Origin of the sequence: Bifidobacterium sp. 7101 (genome assembly GCF_000499285.1) — a bacterium.
GTDB classification, from domain to species: domain Bacteria; phylum Actinomycetota; class Actinomycetes; order Actinomycetales; family Bifidobacteriaceae; genus Bombiscardovia; species Bombiscardovia apis_A.
Window position 1 is genome coordinate 116,914 of the sequence record NZ_AWUN01000003.1, and the last position, 18,157, is coordinate 135,070.

An 18,157-nucleotide genomic window follows, 5' to 3' on the forward strand; every position below is an offset into this window, starting at 1 on the left:
GTAGGTACATGTCATTCTTTGATTTCTTCGGTTCCATGTTCGACCCTATGGGCGGTCCAGACGGACCAGGCCGGCGTCGCAATGAAGACGACCCGGTCATCCTGCACGTGCAAACCGATGGGGAGGGTTCCGGCCAGGAGGGCGGCGGTACGCCTCGCTTCCGCTTTTCCGGACCAGGTGACCCCCGGCTGACTTCCCGCAGGAAGGGCAATGACGGGCCTTCCCGGGGCTCGAGGATCCTGGCCGTGGTTGTGGCCGTCGTCCTGGTCGTCTTCCTGCTCCTGTTCGCGCTCAGCCGCTTCATCACTGATGTCATGTGGTTCTCCCAGCTGGGAGCGGCGCAGATTGTCTGGACCCAGCTGGGCATCAAGGTGGGACTCTGGCTGGCCTATGCACTGCTGCTGGCTGCGGTGACCCTGCTCTCGGCCATCCTGGCCATCCACAGCCGCCCCGATTCGCCTGACGGGTCCACAATCAGGGTCAAGGGCGATCTGATCGAGGTAGGCAAGGGGGTCTCCTCACGCACCGCGCTCAAGGTGGCCGTGGTGGTCTCCCTGGTCGTCGGCGTCTTCTTCGGCTTCCAGTTCAACGCCGACTGGAAGCAGGTGTTGCTGCTCTTCAACGCCCAGTCCTTCGGGGTGCGCGACCCCCAGTTCGGCCTGGACAACGGCTTCTATGTATTCATCCTGCCCGGCCTGCAGCTGCTGGTCTCCTCCCTGCTGATGATGCTGCTGGCGGCCACGATATTCAGCCTGGTCACCAACTTCCTCATGGGCGGCATTCGCTTGACCATGCCTGTGCACGGACACGGCATTCTGGAGATGACCCGTCCCGCCCGTCGCCAGGTAGCCGTCTGGCTGGTCCTGTTCATGCTGGTCTGGGCCGGTGACACCGCACTGGGCGTCTTCGGCAGGCTGACCGAGGAAGGCGATCGGATCACCGGCGCCTCCTACACCTCGGTCAAGGCGGCCATCCCCGTCACCCTGATCATGGCTGTGGTCATGGCCCTGCTGGGTATCATCCTGGCGGTCTGGATTCTGCGCTCGCGCACCTTGGAACCCGGCCGTGTCCATGCAGGTTCCCTGGGTTCGGCCGTCAAGCAGTGGCGGGTGCCCGTCCTGGCTGTGGCCGTCACCGTTGTTCTGTCCCTGCTGCTGACCGTCTTCTGGCCGGCCCTGGTCCAGCGCTTCCGGGTCAACCCCAACGCCCAGGAGATGGAGTCCGCCTACATCCAGCGCAACATCGCCGCGACCACCAACGCCTATGGGCTGGACAAGCTCAAGACCGAGGCCTATGACGCCACCACCGAGGTCCAGTCGGGCGCGCTCTCCCGTGATGCGGAGACCACAGCCCAGATTCGTCTGTTGGATCCCCAGGTGGTCTCGCCCACCTTCCGGCAGCTGCAGCAGTCCAAGCAGTACTACACCTTCGAGGACACCCTGGCCGTAGACAAGTACGACATCGACGGAGTCAGCCAGGATACGGTCATCGGCGCTCGCGAACTGGACCTGGAGGGCAACGACAACCGCAACTGGGTCAACGACCATACGGTCTTCACCCACGGCTACGGCATTGTGGCCGCCTATGGCAACAAGGTCACCCCGGACGGGCAGCCCGAATTCTTCGAGCAGGACATTCCCACCAAGGGCAAGCTGACCGACAGCCAGCACTACGAGCCGCGAATCTACTTCTCGCCCAACGCGCCCGAGTACTCCATCGTCGGCGCGCCCCAGGGCTCATCGGGCTGGGAGTTCGACTATCCCACCGGCTCCAAGGGAGCCACCAACACCTTCAAGGGCAACGGCGGCCCCTCGGTGGGCAACTTCCTGGCCCGGGTCCTCTACGCCATCCGCTTTGGATCCGACCAGATCCTCTTCTCGGACCGCGTCACCCCTGACTCGCAGATCCTCTACAACCGCTCGCCCAAGGAGCGCGTGGCCCAGATTGCCCCCTATCTGACCCTGGACGGGCGCGTCTACCCGGCTGTGGTGGACGGACGGGTCAAGTGGATTGTCGACGGCTACACCACCTCTGACGCCTACCCCTACTCCCAGAAGGTTGACCTGGGGCCCATCACCCAGGACACAACCACCCTGAGCTCCGAGGCCGTCAAGGGCCTGGGTTCCCAGAAGGCCAATTACATCCGCAATTCCGTCAAGGCCACGGTCGATGCCTACGACGGCTCGGTGGATCTGTATGCCTGGGATGCCAAGGATCCTGTGCTCAAGGCCTGGCAGAAGGTCTTCCCCGGCCAGTTCAAGCCGCTCTCATCCATTTCGGGCGACCTGATGAGCCACATGCGCTACCCGGAGAGCCTGTTCAAGGTGCAGCGCCAGCTCCTGTCCCAGTACCACGTCAACTCGGCCAGCCAGTTCTTCTCCGGTGAGGACTTCTGGCAGACCCCTGTGGATCCGACCGGTACCAGCAAGGAGCAGAAGGCCGGGATCAAGCAGCCTCCCTATTATCTGACCCTGCAGACCCCGGGGACCGACAAGCCCGCTTTCTCGCTGACCTCCACCTTCATTCCTGCGGGCACCTCCACCAGGGAGATCCTGACCGGGTTCCTGTCCGTGGATTCCGATGCCGGGTCGACCAAGGGGGTGATAGGCCCGGACTACGGAACCATCCGGCTGATGGAGCTGCCCAAGAATTCCAACGTGCCCGGCCCTGGGCAGGCCCAGAACAACTTCAACTCGGATGCTGCGGTCTCCACCGAGCTCAACCTGCTCCAGTCGGGGTCCACCAAGGTCAAACGTGGCAACCTGCTGACCCTGCCCATAGGTGGCGGACTGATCTACATCCAGCCGGTCTATGTGCAGTCCAGCGGCGCCACCAGCTTCCCCTTGCTCAAGCGGGTCCTGGTGGCCTTCGGAGACAAGGTCTCCTCCTCGGCCACGCTGGATGCGGCCCTTGACAAGACCTTCCAGGGCAACTCGGGCGCATCGGCAGGCGATGCCGACAACACCGGACGTACCAATTCCGATGCTGACCAGAGCGAGCAATCCGGTAAGGCTCCTGACAAGACCGCCGGGTCCGGCGGGACATCGACCACAGGAGGACAGGCCCTGAAACAGGCCTTGGACAAGGCCAACCAGGCCATGAGCGACGGGGATGCCGCCCTGAAGAAGGGCGACTTCAGCGCCTACGGTGAGGCGCAGAACCGTCTGCGTGAAGCCCTCAAGGAGGCCTCCGACCAGGAGGGCGGCGACAAGTGAGCGCCACCCCGCGCATCCGGCTCTGCCGTCGCGGGGACCTGGAGGCGGTCACTGCCATCTACAACCAGGCGGTCATGGATGGCGGCTCCACGGCGGATACGGCCCCGGTCAGCCTGGACCAGCGCCTGCGATGGTGGCTGGAGCACGATCCTGACCAGGGTCATCCGGTCCTGGTCCTGGAGCAGGAGGGCAGGGTGCTGGCCTTCGGTTCCCTGTCGGCCTACTACGACCGGCCCGGCTACCAGGAGACCTGCGAGCTCAGCTATTACGTGGATCGCGACAGTCGTGGACGGGGTCTGGGCGCCCTGATGGTCCATTCCTTGCTGGAGCGCGCCCAGCAGGTGGGCATGCGTCTGGCCGTGGCGATCATCTTCGATGACAATTCGGCTTCCAAGGCCCTGCTGCACCGGTTCGGTTTCAGCCGCTTCGGCCTCCTGTCCCAGGCCGCCTGGGACCGGTTCGCCTTGCATGACGTCTCCTACTGGAGCCTGTCCCTTGAGCGAAACGGGGTCGGGGAGCCTGTGTAGAATCTCACCGTCCCGTTTGAGAGCAGGAGGTATCACCTACATGGTATCCGATTTCTGGCTGATAGCCGGACTGGGCAACCCGGGTGACGAGTATGAGGGCACCAGGCACAACATGGGCTTCATGTGCGCCGATCTGCTGGCCGAACGCTGGTCGGTCAACCTGCGCGACCACAAGGGTCTGGCCCAGCTGGGCAGGGGCACCCTGGATCTTGACGGACGGCGCATACCCTTCTTTCTGGCCAAGCCGCTGACCTTCATGAATGACTCCGGCGATGCCCTGGCCTCCATCTGCTCTTACTACCACATACCTGTTGGCCGGGTCGTGGTCATCCATGACGATATGGATCTGGAGTTCGGTCGGATCAAGGTCAAGGCCGGCGGGTCCTCGGGCGGGCACAACGGCATCCGTTCCATCGACCGTTCCCTGGGCAGCAACGCCTACGCACGGGTCCGCATGGGCGTAGGGCATGCCCGGAGAGGTCCTGATGCCCACCGCCGAACTGTGGACTGGGTTTTGGGCACCTTTGTCGGCGATCAGCGCAAACGCCTGCCCGAGTTCCTGGCCGACGGCGCAGATGCCGCGGAAATCGTGATCACCAAGGGCCTCAACCAGGCTCAGGAGCAGTTCAATGGTCGATGAGGATACACAGAAGGCGGAACCCCAGGAATCGCTGAACGGGTCCCTGCGTCCTCTCCTGGACGACCTGCAGGCGGATGCTGCCTTCAAGAGGTTGGTCCAAGGAGACTCCGAACCTGCGGCTGACACCGACACCTCCCTTATGGTCCAGGCTCCCCAGGGCATCAGGCCGGCCCTGGCAGCCGCTGCAGCCGGTCGGGCTCCGGTGGTTCTGGTGGTCCCCTCAGAGCGTGATGCCCAGGAAATGACCGGCGCCATCCGCTCCTGGTATGAGGGCGACCCGGGTGATGTGGCCCTGTTGCGCTCCTGGGAGACCCTGCCTCATGAGCGGCTCTCGCCTCGTGCAGACACCGTGGCCTCCAGGATGGCCGTCTTCAGGCGGCTGGCCCATCCGGTCCAGGACGATCCCGACTTTGGACCCATCCGCATTCTGGTCATGCCCGTGCGCTCCCTACTGCAGCCTGTGGTCAAGGGTCTGCAGGATGTGGAGCCCCTGGTCTTTCTGCGTGGCCAGGAGCTGCCCTTGGACCAGGCGGTCGAAGCCCTGGTACGCAACGCCTACACCCGGGTGGACCTGGTCATGGAGCGCGGCCAGTTCGCCGTCCGAGGTGGCATCCTGGATGTCTTCGTCCCCACCATGGCCCACCCGGTGCGCATCGAGTTCTTCGGCGACGAGGTGGACACCATCCGCAGCTTCCACGCCTCCGACCAGCGCACCTATGGTCCCGACCTGGACCGGATCTGGGCGCCGCCCTGCCGCGAGCTGCAACTGACCGACCAGGTCCGCGCCCGCGCACGTTCCCTGATCGGGAGCATCCCCAACGCCGATGACATGCTGGAGTCCATCGCCCAGGCCATTCCGGTGGAGGGCATGGAATCCCTTCTGCCTGCCCTGGTCGACGACCTGGTGCCGGTAGGATCCATGCTGCCCGAGGGCGCTCTGATCCTGCTGTCCGAGCCGCAGCTGCTGGCTCGCTCCGCCCAGGACCTGGTCAAGACCGCCAACGAGTTCCTGGCCGCGAGCTGGCATGTGGCCGCCTCAGGGCAGGGCTCGGGCGCACCCATCAGCTTCGACAGGGCCAGTTTCCTGGACTACGACGAGGTCATCTCATCCCTGGAATACCGCAAGGGGGAGGTCTGGAAGCTGACCGACCTGTCGGTGGACCCGGACCGGGAGGGGGCCGAGCGTCTGGATGCCCTGGCACCGGACCAGTACCGCGGCGACGAGGATCGGGCCGCTTCGGGCATCGCCTCCCTGCTGGAGCGCGGCGACCGGGTTGTGGTGACCGCTCCGGCACAGGGAACGCTGAGCCGTCTGCGTCGGGCCGTGCAGACCACGGGAATCACCGGGCTGGAGTACCACCGCTCCCTGGCTGTGGACGGTTTCGTGGACCAGTCCGCCCACCTGGCCCTGCTGACCGAGCGTGACCTGACCGGGCGCACCAGCGTGGCCGCCGGAAGCAAGACCTCCAACCGCCGACGCAAGGCCATCGACCTGGACGAGCTCAAGCCCGGCGACTATGTGGTCCACGACCAGCACGGCATCGGCCGCTTCCTGGGTATGCGTCAGCGCAGCGTGGGCGTGGGCCCCAGCAAGGGCAGCCGGGAGTATCTGGTCCTGGAGTACGCCCCCTCCAAGCGCAACGCCCCGCCGGACAAGCTCTTTGTGCCTGCCGACCAGCTGGACCAGGTCAGCCGCTACATCGGTGCCGAGATCCCCAGACTCAACAAGTTGGGCGGATCCGATTGGTCGGCCACCAAGGCCAAGGCCCGCAAGCACGTCCACAAGATCGCCCAGGGCCTGGTCAAGCTCTACTCGGCCAGGCAACGCACCAAGGGCTTCGCCTTCAGTCCCGACACCCCCTGGCAGAAGGAGCTGGAGGATGCCTTCCCCTACCAGGAGACCCCAGACCAGCTGACCGCCATCGACGATGTCAAGGCTGATATGGAGAAGCCGGTGCCCATGGACCGGCTGATCTGCGGGGATGTGGGCTTCGGCAAGACCGAGATAGCCATCCGTGCTGCCTTCAAGGCCGTCCAGGACGGCAAGCAGGTGGTGGTCCTGGTGCCCACGACCCTGCTGGTCCAGCAGCACTATCAGACCTTCACCGAGCGCTTCGAGGGCTTCCCGGTGGATGTGGCCGCCATGAGCCGCTTCCAGACCGCCAAGGAGAATCAGGCCACTATGGAGGGCCTGGCCAGCGGGGCCGTGGACGTGGTCATCGGCACCCACAAGCTGCTCAACCCGCGCATCCGCTTCAAGGATCTGGGTCTCATGATTGTGGACGAGGAGCAGCGCTTCGGCGTGGAGGCCAAGGAGACCCTCAAGGCCATGCGGACCAACGTTGACGTCCTGTCCCTGTCGGCCACGCCCATCCCTCGCACCCTGGAGATGGCGGTGACCGGCATCCGGGAGATGTCCACACTGGCCACGCCCCCCGAGGACCGTCTGCCGGTGCTGACCTATGTCGGCGCCTACGAGGATGCCCAGGTGACGGCGGCCATTCGCCGCGAGCTCTTGCGCGGGGGCCAGATCTTCTACATCCACAACCGGGTGGAGGACATCGGCAAGGTTTCGGCCAAGGTGCAGGCCCTGGTCCCCGAAGCCAAGGTTGGTGTGGCCCACGGCAAGATGGGCGAGAAGCAGCTGGACGGGGTCATCCGTGATTTTTGGCACCGGGACATCGATGTGCTGGTCTGCACGACCATCGTCGAAACCGGCCTGGATATTCCCAACGCCAACACACTGATCGTGGACCGGGCCGACCGCTTCGGGCTTTCCCAGCTCCATCAGCTGCGCGGCCGGGTGGGGCGAGGACGGGAGCGCGCCTACGCCTACTTCCTCTACGACCCCAGCAAGCCCATGACCCAGACAGCCCACGACCGACTGGCCACCATCGCCCAGAATACGGCCCTGGGGTCCGGCTACGACGTAGCCATGAAGGACCTGGAGCTGCGTGGCACCGGCAACCTGCTGGGCGACGAGCAGTCCGGCCATATCGAGGGGGTCGGCTTCGACCTCTACGTGCGCATGGTCTCCGAGGCGGTGGAAGAGTACAAGGATCCCGGGCGGACCGAGCCGGTCACCGTCAGCATCGACCTGCCCCTGGAGGCCTCCATTCCAGTGGACTACATCGACTCGGACAAGCTGCGTCTGGAGGCCTACCGCAAGCTGGCCTCGGCCCGCAACGAGCAGGATCTGCGCGACCTGCACGAGGAGCTGACCGACCGCTACGGACGTCCGCCGGCCCAGTTCGACACCCTTTTCGCGGTGGCCAGGCTGCGGGCCAAGGCTCGCTCACTGGGCATTGCGGAGATTGCCTCCCAGGGCTCCAGGGTGCGGATCAGGCCCGTAACCATGCCCGACTCCCTCCAGGCTCGAATCGCCCGCATCTACAAGGGCAGCCAGTACCGCCCGGTGACGCAGACCCTGCTTATTCCGGCTCCCTTCGCGGGCTCCCTGGGTTCAGGCCCCATGGATTCGGCGGCCATGACCGCCTGGGTGGACACCCTGCTGGACGACCTGGCCTGGGGGCTGCCCAAGTCCTCCGACGATGGCACGCCAGCGGGTCCCTCGCCCGTCCAACAAAACTAGTATCCTGTAAGAGACATCACAACAACTTATTGAAGGAGCAGTTGTGGCAGCAATTGAAAGCGTGTTCGCGCGCGAAATTCTTGATTCCCGTGGCAACCCGACCGTCGAGGTCGTTCTGCAGACTGAGGACGGCGCCGAGGGGCGTGGTCTGGTTCCCTCCGGTGCTTCCACCGGCGAGGCCGAGGCCTGGGAACGTAGGGATGGCGACAAGAAGCGCTATCAGGGCAAGGGTGTGCTGGACGCCGTCAAGGCGGTCAATGAGACCATCGCTCCCAATGTCATCGGTATGGACGCCACCGATCAGCGCGCCCTGGACGAGACCATGATTGATCTGGACGGCACTCCCAACAAGGGCAAGCTGGGCGCCAACGCCATTCTGGGCGTCTCCCTGGCAGCGCTCTATGCGGCCGCCGAGTCCGCCGAACTGCCTCTCTACCGTTACCTGGGTGGCACCAACGGCCACATCCTGCCCGTGCCCAACATGAACATCATGAACGGCGGCGCCCATGCTGACTTCGCCACCGACATCCAGGAGTACATGATCTCCCCCTACGGCTTCGACTCCTACCGGGAGGCCCTGCGCGCCGGCGTCGAGGTCTACCACACCCTCAAGGGCATCCTGAAGAAGGACGGCCACGAGACCGGTCTGGGCGACGAGGGCGGCTTTGCCCCCAAGATGAAGTCCAACGAGGACTCCCTGAAGTACATCGTCGACGCCATTGAAGCTGCCGGCTACGAGCCCGGCAAGCAGATTGGCCTCTGCCTGGATGTGGCCTCCTCGGAGTTCTACAACAAGGACACCGACAAGTACCACTTCGACGGCGAGGACCGCGACGCCGACTACATGCTGGACTACTACCAGGGCCTGGTCGAGAAGTATCCGCTGGTCTCCATCGAGGATCCCTTCGCTGAGGAGGACTGGGGCGCCTGGCAGAAGATCACCGCCGCCATGGGCGACCGCCTGCAGTTCGTGGGCGACGACCTGCTGGTGACCAACCCCAAGAGGCTGCAGAAGGGCATCGACCTGAAGGCCGCCAACTCCCTGCTGGTCAAGCTCAACCAGATCGGCACCGTGACCGAGACCCTGGACGCCATCGAGCTGGCAACCGCCAACGGGTTCACCTCCATGGTTTCCCACCGTTCCGGTGAGACCTCCGACACCACCATCGCCGACCTGGCTGTGGCCAAGAACACCCGTCAGATCAAGACCGGTGCTCCGGCCCGTGGCGAGCGCATCGCCAAGTACAACCGTCTGCTGGAGATCGAGGAGGAGCTGGGCTCCACCGCTGAGTACGCCGGCTACAGCGCCTTCAAGGCCTGCAAGAAGTACACCAAGTAAGGCCTTGCCAGTCGGACCGGAGCCTTTGCAGGTTTTGACCCGACTGTGAAGTCTTTCACCCGTGGTAGTCCGCGTCGGCTGCCGCGGGTATTTTTATGGATATGGCCAAGAACAAACGTGACGGCACCGACCGGCGGACAAGCAGGCGGTCGTCGGGACCCATCACCTTCTTTGTAGCGGTCATCATTGTGGCTCTGGGGCTGATTCAACTGGTCTCCACCTTCCATGCCTACGCCATCAATCTTTCCGAGCTCAACGGCCTGCGCAACCAGCAGGCCCAGTTGGTCGAGCACAAGCGTGACCTGGAGAACCAGATCCGACGCTGGGACGACAAGGCCTATGTGACCGCACAGGCCAGGGATCGGCTGGGATTCGTCTTCCCCGACGAGGAGGCCATCCGGGTCCTGCATCCGGAGGCGGTCACTGGCAGCAAGGACAAGGACCAGGTCGGAAGCAAGGGGGTTCGGGCTCCCAGGAAGAACTCCCTGCCCTGGTATCAGGAGATGGCCTACTCCTTTGCCAAGGCCGACCAGGAGCCGGCTGCCAATGGGAGCAGGGGGAGCAAGGGCCAGCATTCTGGTGACGGAGCCAGCCCGAACGGATCAGCTGGTCCAACTGGTTCCAACAGTACAGGTGGCCCTGATAGTCCTTCTCCGTCCAAGGGCGGGAAAGCGCAGTGAACCCCGAAGGTTCGGATTTCGTCGCGTCAACAGTCAATGCACTCAGCAGCAGCAAACAATCAGGAAAGATGAGGACAGCGTGATCAAGGCCCAGGAAAGGCCCCAGGCAGCAGTGAAATCTCAAGCTGGAGACGTGGCCCGGGTCGAGCCTAAAACCTCCAGCCGGGTGACAGACCGGGACCTGGCGGCGGTCAGGGATCGCGTCCAGGAGCTTCTGGCGAACCCGGCCACGCCGAATCAGATAGCCGTTGTGAACCGACAACTGGGCCGCTATCCGCGGGGCATGGTGGCCGTGGGCGCCCGCTGCGTCTGTGGCAACCCCTTGGCTGTGGTCACTCGACCCCAGCTGGAGGACGGCACGCCCTTTCCGACCACCTGCTATCTGACCAGCCCCGAGGCCGTCAAGGCCGTCTCCCGGTTGGAGGCCGACGGTATCATGGCCGACTGGAATACCGAGCTCGGTGCCGATCCGGACCTGGCCAACGCCTATTGCAGGGCCCACGAGCTCTATCTGGCCTTCCGCTCCGCCCTGGCCCAGCGGTTGGGCGACGACGAGAGTCACATCGCCGGAATCTCGGCCGGTGGCATGCCCAAACGGGTCAAGTGCCTGCATGCTCTGACCGCCCAGTCTCTGGTTATGGGACCCGGGGTCAATCCTCTGGGTGACCGGGTTCTGGATCTGGTTCGCCAGGTGTTCGACCCACAGGTCTGCAGGTGCGCCCAGCCTTGGACTGAGGCATCACGGCAAGCGAACCAGCAGGAAAACCAATGAAGGGGGCTTCCATGGATCAGGTGACAGTGGCGGGCGTGGACTGCGGCACCAACTCCATACGTCTGCTGATTGCCCGGGTGGACCGGCAGGGGCTCCACCCGGTGGCTCCCAGGCTGATGCGGGTCATACGGCTGGGGGAGGGCGTGGACCGCAACCACCGCTTTTCCGACCAAGCTCTGGAACGCGCCTTTGAGGCCTGTCGGCTCTTCGCCCAGCAACTGCAGGAGCACCCGGTGGATGGCCTGCGCTTTGTGGCCACTTCGGCCACCAGGGATGCCGACAATCGGGAAAGTTTCGAAGAGGGGGTGCGCTCCATCCTGGGGGTCACGCCCGAGGTCATCAGTGGTTCCCAGGAGGCCTCGCTGAGTTTTCTGGGCGCGGTCAGCGTGCTGGAGCAGCGGGGCAGCGACGATATGCCGCCTGCGCCCTACCTGGTGGTCGATCTGGGCGGCGGATCCACAGAGCTGGTCCTGGGAGGGGACGGGAATGACCTGCCTGTCGACCAGGTCAGGGCCTCCTACTCCATGAACATCGGCTCCGTTCGGATGACCGAGCGTCATCTGCTGGGCGATCCGCCCACCCAGGAGCAGATCGACCAGGCGCTTGAGGATGTTGACAGCTGGATCGACCGGGCCTTCGACCAGGTCCCTGTGGCCGGTGTAGGCAGCCTAATCGGAGTCTCCGGCACGGTCACCACCATGAGCGCCCTGGCCCTGGGATGCCAGGTCTACGATCGCCATGCCGTCGACGGTCAGTCCATTTCGGTAGATGCGGCCCGGCGGGTTGACGACCAGGTGCTGAACATGAGCCGTCAGGGGCGTCGGGAGCTCAAGGTCATTCATCCCGGGCGTGTGGATGTTATCGGTGGCGGCGCCCTGATTTGGAGCCGCCTGCTGGAGCGTCTGGGCCAGGCCAGTCCGAGTGCTCTGGCTTCGGGAACCTATGTGGCCAGTGAGCACGGCCTTCTGGATGGCCTGGTCCTGGACTACGGTCGGACCCTCCTGCGCGAATGATATACTAAGGCGTTATGGGTTACGGCCCCGGTGGCGAAATGGTATACGCATCGGACTTAAAATCCGCCGCCTTCACCGGCTTGTGGGTTCGATTCCCACCCGGGGCACCAAGGCCTCATCGGCTTGGAGGGCAGTGTCGCAACTTGTCACCCGGCCGACGAACCGATACTCTGGTACGCAAGAAAACCAAAGGAGTTGTCATGAGTGACCAATCCATGCCCGAGGTGAACGCCGAATTCGGCGCCACGCCGACCATAACCTTCCATGGTCCGGCGCCCAGCGGGCTGCGCGCCGTGGAACTGGTCGAGGGGGATGGGCCTGTCGTCCGCAAGGGCGATACCGTAACCGTCAACTACCACGGCGTCGTTTGGGGTTCGGATCAGGTCTTCGACTCCAGCTTCCAGCGCCATCAGCCGGCCAGCTTCGGGATCGGCGTGGGGCAGGTCATTCGCGGCTGGGACCAGACGGTGCCCGGCCACAACGTGGGGTCCAGGTTGGTGGTCTCCATTCCACCGGAGTATGGATATGGTCGTCAGGGGATGCCCCAGGCGGGCATCGGCGGCGACGATACCCTGGTTTTCGTGATCGACATCATATCGACACGGTAGACAAGGGTCTCCAGGCGCCGGTGAGGGCCGGCGCCTTTTTCATACCCTTGACTTGCAGTTCAGGTCGGGCCACGAGTCAAGTGCATCAAACAAGGAGGAATCACATGGCTGAGGAAAAGACGATTCTGCTGACACAGGCCGCTTACGACAAGCTGAAGGAGGAGCTTGACCACCGTCAGGGCGAGTACCGCGACGAGATTACCGAACGCATCGCGGCGGCTCGTGCCGAGGGTGATCTGAGCGAAAACGGCGGCTACCAGGCTGCCCGCGAGGAGCAGGGCAAGAACGAAGGGCGGATCAACGAGCTGATCGTCAAGCTGCGCAACGCCAAGATCCTCAAGGCCCCCAAGGCGGGCACGGTTGGGAATGGTTCCCTGGTCACCCTGACCATGGCAGGCAACGAAATGGTCTATGTGCTGGGCTCCAGGGACCTGACCGTGGCCACCGACTACGACGTCATCAGCCCCGAGTCGCCCATCGGCGCGGCCCTGATGGGCGCCAAGAAGGGCCAGACTGTGACCTACAAGGCTCCCAATGGCAAGGACATCTCGGTCACCGTCAAGGATGCCCAGCCCCTCAAGTAGCGGGACGACCCCTCACCGTCCCAGTCCGGCCTGAATGAAGCCGTTCCCCGCCATGGTCGACGGAGGGCGGCTTCATTTATGAACGAGCGTTCTGTGAATGACTGCTGTCTGATTCTTGCGGCAGACCGAGGGTCTGTATTGGATGTTGCTCGATGAAAAGACCCTCAGGCCGGGGATGTGCTCAGCGCAGGTTGCAGACCACCAGGTAGATGGCCACGATATGGCAGGCGTAGCCGATGACCGTGCCGCAGTGGAAAATCTCATGGAAGCCGAATACCCGTGGCCAGGGGTCCGGCCGGCGCAGGCCGTAGACAACCGCACCCAGGATGTAGGCCAAGCCACCGGCCACGATCAGCCACACCACAGCCGGACCGGCCATGGGGGAGTCCCAGAAAAGCTTCAGGAAGCCCACACCAGAGACTCCGAAGACCACGTAGACCAGGGTGTAGAGCCAACGCGGGGCATCGATCCAGAAGACGTGGACGATCATGGCCACCAGGCTGGCTCCCCACATGCCCAGGATGATGATCCGCCGCCAGAAGGGGTTCAGTGCGAAGGAGATCGGCGTGTAGGTGCCGGCGATGAGCAGGAAGATGTTGACGTGGTCCAGGCGGCGCAGCACATCCGTGGTCCCCGGGGTCCAGTCGCCCAGGTGGTAGAGGGCCGAGTTGCCGAAGAGGGCCAGCGAGGCGACCATGAAGACTGCGCATGCCAGTTTGAGACCAGCGCCGTGGGCCAGGCAGATCAGCACGATGCCGGCGGCCAGGGCCAGCGGGGCCGCTACAGCGTGGATCCAGCCACGCAGCAGGGGTTTGGGGCGGCCGTGCACGTCCAGGCGGACCTTGCGCTCGATCTCCATGTCGGGGATGCCCTCAATCCTCGAGGCCTTGATCTCGGCCTTGGCCATGATCCGCGCGGCCTTGGCCTTGGCCTTGGCGCGCACCGCGTCGGCCCTGGCCTGCAGATGGGCCTCATGGGCCACCTCTGCGTCCTTGCGCAGGTAGGTCAACTCCTGGCGGCGCTGCTGGCGGCGGCGTTCGAGATCGGGATCGACCTCCTGATCCTCGGACGGTCTGCCGTCCTCGCTGGTCCTGGTTGCCATGGCCCTCCCTTGGCCCCTGACTGGTCCGGGCCCGTCGGGTCCGGTCGCCGGGGCGAAACATCCGTCAACCACCCTACCGCAGACCTATGTATTGGACGCGCATGTCATCATCGCCCTTGGCATGACCCGCCTGTCCGCTTCCGAGGGCCCTTTGTATGATGGGGGCATGGCTGATTTTTCCGAGATTCTGGCATCCTGCGACGACTGTAATGAGGAGGACCGCGAGTGGCTCCACCACCTGGTGGCCGACTGGCAGGTCATCGCCGATCTGAGCTTTGCCGACCTGCTGCTCCTCCTGCGCACGGGCGAGGGAGAGTTCACCGTGGCCGAGCAGTGCCGGCCCTCTACGGTCATGTCCCTGCGGACCGAGGATGTGGTGGGGGAGCACTTCCCGGCGGATCAACGTGAGGAGCTGGAGGCTGCCATGCGGTCCAAGGGGGTGTTGCGGTCCAACAAGCTGCGCACCATCGGCCGCGCCACGGTCTGTGATGTCTACGCTCCCATCCGACACCAGGGCAAAACCCTGGGCCTGGTGGTCCGCGAGACCAATATGGCCACCCGCGAGTCCAACGGCCGTTACGAGAGCGAGAGCATCAATGCGGGTAAGGAGCTCTTCGAGATGATTACCCGCGGCGAGTTCCCCTACGCGGATTCGGTGCTCAACCAGCGGCACAACGCCAGGGTGGCCGACGGTTTCTTTGTGCTGACGGCAAGCGGCGTGGTGCGCTACGCTTCTCCAAACGCCATCAGCTGCTTCCGCAGGCTGGGCTCGGTGGAGACCATGATCGGCCAGTACCTGAGCGAGATCGGAACCTCCCTGCTCAAGGAGAACGATCCGGTGCCCGACTCCCTGCCGCTGGTCCTGTCGGGCAAGGCGGCTGTTGATTCGGAACTGGACGCCAACGGGTCGGCCGTCTCCATGCGTTCCCTGCCCCTGTACGGCAAGCAGGGAAGGACAGGCGCCATCGTGCTCTGCCGGGACGTGACCGAGCTGCGCCGCCGGGAGAAGGAGTTGCAGACCAAGGATGCCACCATCTCCGAGATCCACCACCGGGTCAAGAACAACCTCCAGGCCGTGTCGGCTCTGCTGCGACTGCAGGCCAGGCGCACCAAATCCGAGGAGGTCCGCAAGGAGCTGGAGGAGGCCCAGCGCCGCGTCCAGACCATCGCCGTGGTTCACGAGGGGCTCAGCCAGACCGCCGACGAGATTGTGGACTTCGACAAGGTGATCGCCAACCTGCTGAAGATGAGCGTGGACCTGGCCACCACCAGCGACCAGCACATCACCATCTCCTACGTGGGCAAGTTCGGGATGATGCCCGCCCAGGACGCCACACCTCTGTCCCTGGTGCTGACCGAGCTGGTCAACAACGCGGTCGAGCACGGTTTTGAGGGCCGCGACGAGGGACATATCACCATATCGGTGGGCCGTGGCGGCAACAACCTCAACGTGGTGGTCGAGGATGACGGCAACGGTTACAGCACCGAGTCGGATCAGGGCCAGGCTCGTTCCACCGGGTCCGGTCTGGGGACACAGATCATCAACACTTTCGTCACCAACGACTTCGGCGGCACGGTCAAGTGGGAGCCCCGTCGGGATGGCGGCACCCGGGTGGTCATCAACATCAAGCTGCGAGTGGCCCAGGACGTGTGATGCCGGGAAGCTTGTAGCAAGGGGTACGTTTCGGAAAAAGAAAGGGGGCGACGGCATCAAGCCGTCGCCCCTCTGCTGTTTGGCGCAATCGGGAAGATTCAGGACTGCATCTGCATGGCCTGGGACCTGCGCGCACGCATGGCCCGGCGCTTCAGAGCCCTGCGTTCGTCTTCGCTCAGTCCGCCCCAGACGCCGTAATCCTGATTGGTGTCCAGTGCGCACTTCAGACAGGCGTCAATGACCTTGCAGGTCCGGCACACGGCCTTGGCCTCCTCGATCTGTTGATAGGCTGCACCTGTGTTGCCGACGGGGAAGAACAGCTCAGGGTCCTTGTCACGGCAAGCAGCCTTAGCGCGCCAATCAAACGCATTACTCATCTACCTAAGCCTCCAAGAAGTTTTTATCGGTGCTTTATCACTACCCTATGCAAGATAAGCACGATGAGTGACTTTTTTCAAGGGTCCGTTTGTTTTACGGCTAAAGAGAACACCTGTAGCGGAATGGCGAGACCTGCCTCCAGGACCAGACACCGTCCAGGAATGGCGCTGGCTCGGGAGGATAGGGTGGCCAGCTGATCGGCGGGGATGCCGGCTGCCAGGTCAGCCCCTCGTTCGCCACAGGGGAACACCAGGCGACGGCTGAAACGCTCAGGTCTGCGCAGGGCACTGGCCGTCTCCACGGCCAGAACCACCGTAGTTCCCTCCTGTCCCAGAGCCTCCTGCAGAAGAGGGGCCAGAGGATCCTGACAGAGCGGATCCAGCAGGTCCTGTGCATCGTCAAGGATCCAGACCAACCCTCGACTGCCATTGTGACCACCTCCAGGCGGTGCGGGCACCGGACCCGGGAAATCCCGGCTACTGTAGCCGTGGCCTGTCCGGCGGGTGATACGCAGGTCGAAGTCGGGCTCTGGTCGGGCTCCCGGTTGCATCAGGGTGAGCAGGGAACGAGCCAGCAGGGCCAGCAGGGTGCTCTTGCCTCGGCCTCGAGTTCCGATCAGAGCCGTATGGCCTTTGAGTGGCAGGCGATAGAGGTGGAGCAGGACCCCGTCGTCGGTGCGTCCCAGGGGTATCAGAGGCCGTCCCGACTTCCAGATGATCTTTCCGTAGGCCGGATCATGTTCTGGAAGGGGAGGGGAGAAGAGCGGTGCCGGCGGTCGGCTGCCGCAGAAGCGACTGGCTTTGACGATCTGGTCCACCAGGGCCTGCGGATCGGCCGCTGGGCAGGTGCGGAAGGCCTGGGGGCCCCGACCCTGCTCCAGAAAGCCCAGACCAGGATGGGCGGGGTCGATGGCCGTGGCGCAGGAGGAGCCCAGCAGCTCCCTGGACTGCAGGGGATCCCGCACCCGCAGACAGATGCCCAGGTTCATGTTGGCCCGCATCTGGGCGCTGATCTGCCCCATTGTCTGCTGGGTGCAGGCCACCAGGTTCATGCCCAGGGACCGGCCCTGGGAGGCCAAAGAGGTCAGCCTGTCCAGATAGTCGGGCAGGAGTTGGCGCAGGGCCTGGAACTCGTCGATGACCACCACCAGACGTGCCGGCGGATCGGACATCAGGGCAGTGTCCTCCACTCCTGCTCCGGCGACCAGGCGCTGGCGGCGTTCCAGCTCACGCTGAAGTCCGTTCAGCGCCCGTGTGGCCCGGTCCAGATCCAGATTGGTCACGCAACCCACGGTTTGCGGTAGTCGGGCCAGCAGGCCGAACCCGGCACCGCCCTTGAAGTCCAGCAGGACCAGATTGAGCCGGTCCGGCGGCTGGCTGGCGGCCAGGGCCAGACACCAGGTCTGCAGAAAGACCGATTTGCCTGATCCGGTGGTGCCAGCCACCAGCGCGTGTGGTCCGTCGCGCGGCAGGTCGATGACCAGCGGGCTGTGATCAGGACGGATGCCGATGACTGCCGGCGCTGTAGGACCGGATGCGGCAAGCCAGGAGTGGACGATGCCCTGCCAGAGCAGGCCATGTGCTCCCGGAGTCCTTGATCCTAACAGTCGGGACTCCAGCTGAGGGCCCGGGCCGGAGACCAGTTGAGCCAAGTCTTGCTCGATCTGGTCCCCAGTGGTTGTCGATGGTGATGCACGATCCGATGCCGGGCTGTATACCAACTGTGTGCGGGCAGGGGGAGGGGGTGATGGCTGACGATGCGCTCGCAGCAGGCTTAGAAGCACCATGGCCAGGGTGCCGGTCAGGCTGGGCAGCAAAAGGAGGAGTAGCATCCAGCGGCCCTGGCCGACCACGTACCAGATCATGCCCGCCTGTGCCAGGGCCGGAGCCGTCTGGGCAACCAGGGTCAGAACGACCTGGACTCTGCTCTTGTTGGCAGAGCGCGGATGGTCACTCTCGACCTTCTTAGAGGTCTCTTGGCCGACTGTCACCGACGAGGGGAGTGTAGTAGTCGAATGGGCCTTGGTCATGCTTCCAGCATGAAAGAACTGATA

At 64.2% G+C, this 18,157-nt stretch carries 14 protein-coding genes and 1 tRNA gene; 12 read left to right on the forward strand and 3 right to left on the reverse strand.

Annotated elements, in window-relative coordinates:
* The first annotated feature begins 8 nt into the window (after positions 1-8).
* From P272_RS0105165 to P272_RS0105215, 11 genes are all read left to right on the forward strand, one after another.
* Positions 9-3,215, forward strand: a complete 3,207-nt coding sequence (locus P272_RS0105165) for a UPF0182 family membrane protein (RefSeq protein WP_029678482.1) — start codon at positions 9-11, stop codon at positions 3,213-3,215.
* A complete protein-coding gene (locus P272_RS0105170) occupies positions 3,212-3,742 on the forward strand; it encodes a GNAT family N-acetyltransferase (RefSeq protein ID WP_052323206.1) in 531 nt (176 codons plus the stop codon). Before P272_RS0105165 ends, P272_RS0105170 begins: the two co-directional genes overlap by 4 nt.
* Positions 3,743-3,782: 40 nt before the next feature.
* Positions 3,783-4,382 (forward strand): aminoacyl-tRNA hydrolase, encoded by a 600-nt coding sequence (gene pth / locus P272_RS0105175; protein WP_029678484.1) that lies wholly within the window; start codon positions 3,783-3,785, stop codon positions 4,380-4,382.
* Positions 4,372-7,974 (forward strand): transcription-repair coupling factor, encoded by a 3,603-nt coding sequence (mfd, locus tag P272_RS0105180; RefSeq protein WP_029678485.1) that lies wholly within the window; start codon positions 4,372-4,374, stop codon positions 7,972-7,974. Before pth ends, mfd begins: the two co-directional genes overlap by 11 nt.
* 43 nt (positions 7,975-8,017) lie before the next feature.
* Entirely contained in the window at positions 8,018-9,313 is a 1,296-nt protein-coding gene (eno, locus tag P272_RS0105185; protein ID WP_029678486.1) for a phosphopyruvate hydratase, read from the forward strand.
* 95 nt (positions 9,314-9,408) lie between these two features.
* A complete protein-coding gene (locus P272_RS08680) occupies positions 9,409-9,993 on the forward strand; it encodes an FtsB family cell division protein (RefSeq protein ID WP_052323207.1) in 585 nt (194 codons plus the stop codon).
* A gap of 166 nt (positions 9,994-10,159) precedes the next feature.
* Positions 10,160-10,765, forward strand: a complete 606-nt coding sequence (locus P272_RS0105195; protein WP_044097827.1) for a DUF501 domain-containing protein — start codon at positions 10,160-10,162, stop codon at positions 10,763-10,765.
* 11 nt (positions 10,766-10,776) lie between these two features.
* Positions 10,777-11,778: a Ppx/GppA phosphatase family protein gene (locus P272_RS0105200; RefSeq protein ID WP_029678489.1), complete on the forward strand. Its 1,002-nt coding sequence runs from the start codon at positions 10,777-10,779 to the stop codon at positions 11,776-11,778.
* A 24-nt stretch (positions 11,779-11,802) separates the two neighbouring features.
* A tRNA-Leu gene (locus P272_RS0105205) sits at positions 11,803-11,888 on the forward strand.
* Positions 11,889-11,978: 90 nt separating this feature from the next.
* Complete coding sequence (locus P272_RS0105210) at positions 11,979-12,386, forward strand: FKBP-type peptidyl-prolyl cis-trans isomerase (protein WP_024627330.1); 408 nt, start codon at positions 11,979-11,981, stop codon at positions 12,384-12,386.
* A 104-nt stretch (positions 12,387-12,490) separates the two neighbouring features.
* Positions 12,491-12,970, forward strand: a complete 480-nt coding sequence (locus P272_RS0105215; RefSeq protein WP_024627331.1) for a GreA/GreB family elongation factor — start codon at positions 12,491-12,493, stop codon at positions 12,968-12,970.
* 181 nt (positions 12,971-13,151) lie between these two features.
* Here P272_RS0105215 and trhA read toward each other — a convergent pair whose 3' ends face one another.
* Positions 13,152-14,072, reverse strand: a complete 921-nt coding sequence (trhA, locus tag P272_RS0105220) for a PAQR family membrane homeostasis protein TrhA (protein ID WP_155805017.1) — start codon at positions 14,070-14,072, stop codon at positions 13,152-13,154.
* Between the two features lie 166 nt (positions 14,073-14,238).
* Here trhA and P272_RS0105225 point away from each other — a divergent pair, with 166 nt between their 5' ends.
* Positions 14,239-15,726, forward strand: coding sequence for a sensor histidine kinase (locus P272_RS0105225; RefSeq protein ID WP_029678491.1), 1,488 nt, complete (start codon positions 14,239-14,241; stop codon positions 15,724-15,726).
* 98 nt (positions 15,727-15,824) lie between these two features.
* Here P272_RS0105225 and P272_RS0105230 read toward each other — a convergent pair whose 3' ends face one another.
* Positions 15,825-16,103, reverse strand: coding sequence for a WhiB family transcriptional regulator (locus P272_RS0105230; RefSeq protein ID WP_015021978.1), 279 nt, complete (start codon positions 16,101-16,103; stop codon positions 15,825-15,827).
* Between the two features lie 77 nt (positions 16,104-16,180).
* On the reverse strand, positions 16,181-18,133 hold the full coding sequence (locus tag P272_RS08685) for an FtsK/SpoIIIE domain-containing protein (protein ID WP_052323208.1): 1,953 nt from the start codon (positions 18,131-18,133) through the stop codon (positions 16,181-16,183).
* Positions 18,134-18,157 lie beyond the last annotated feature (24 nt).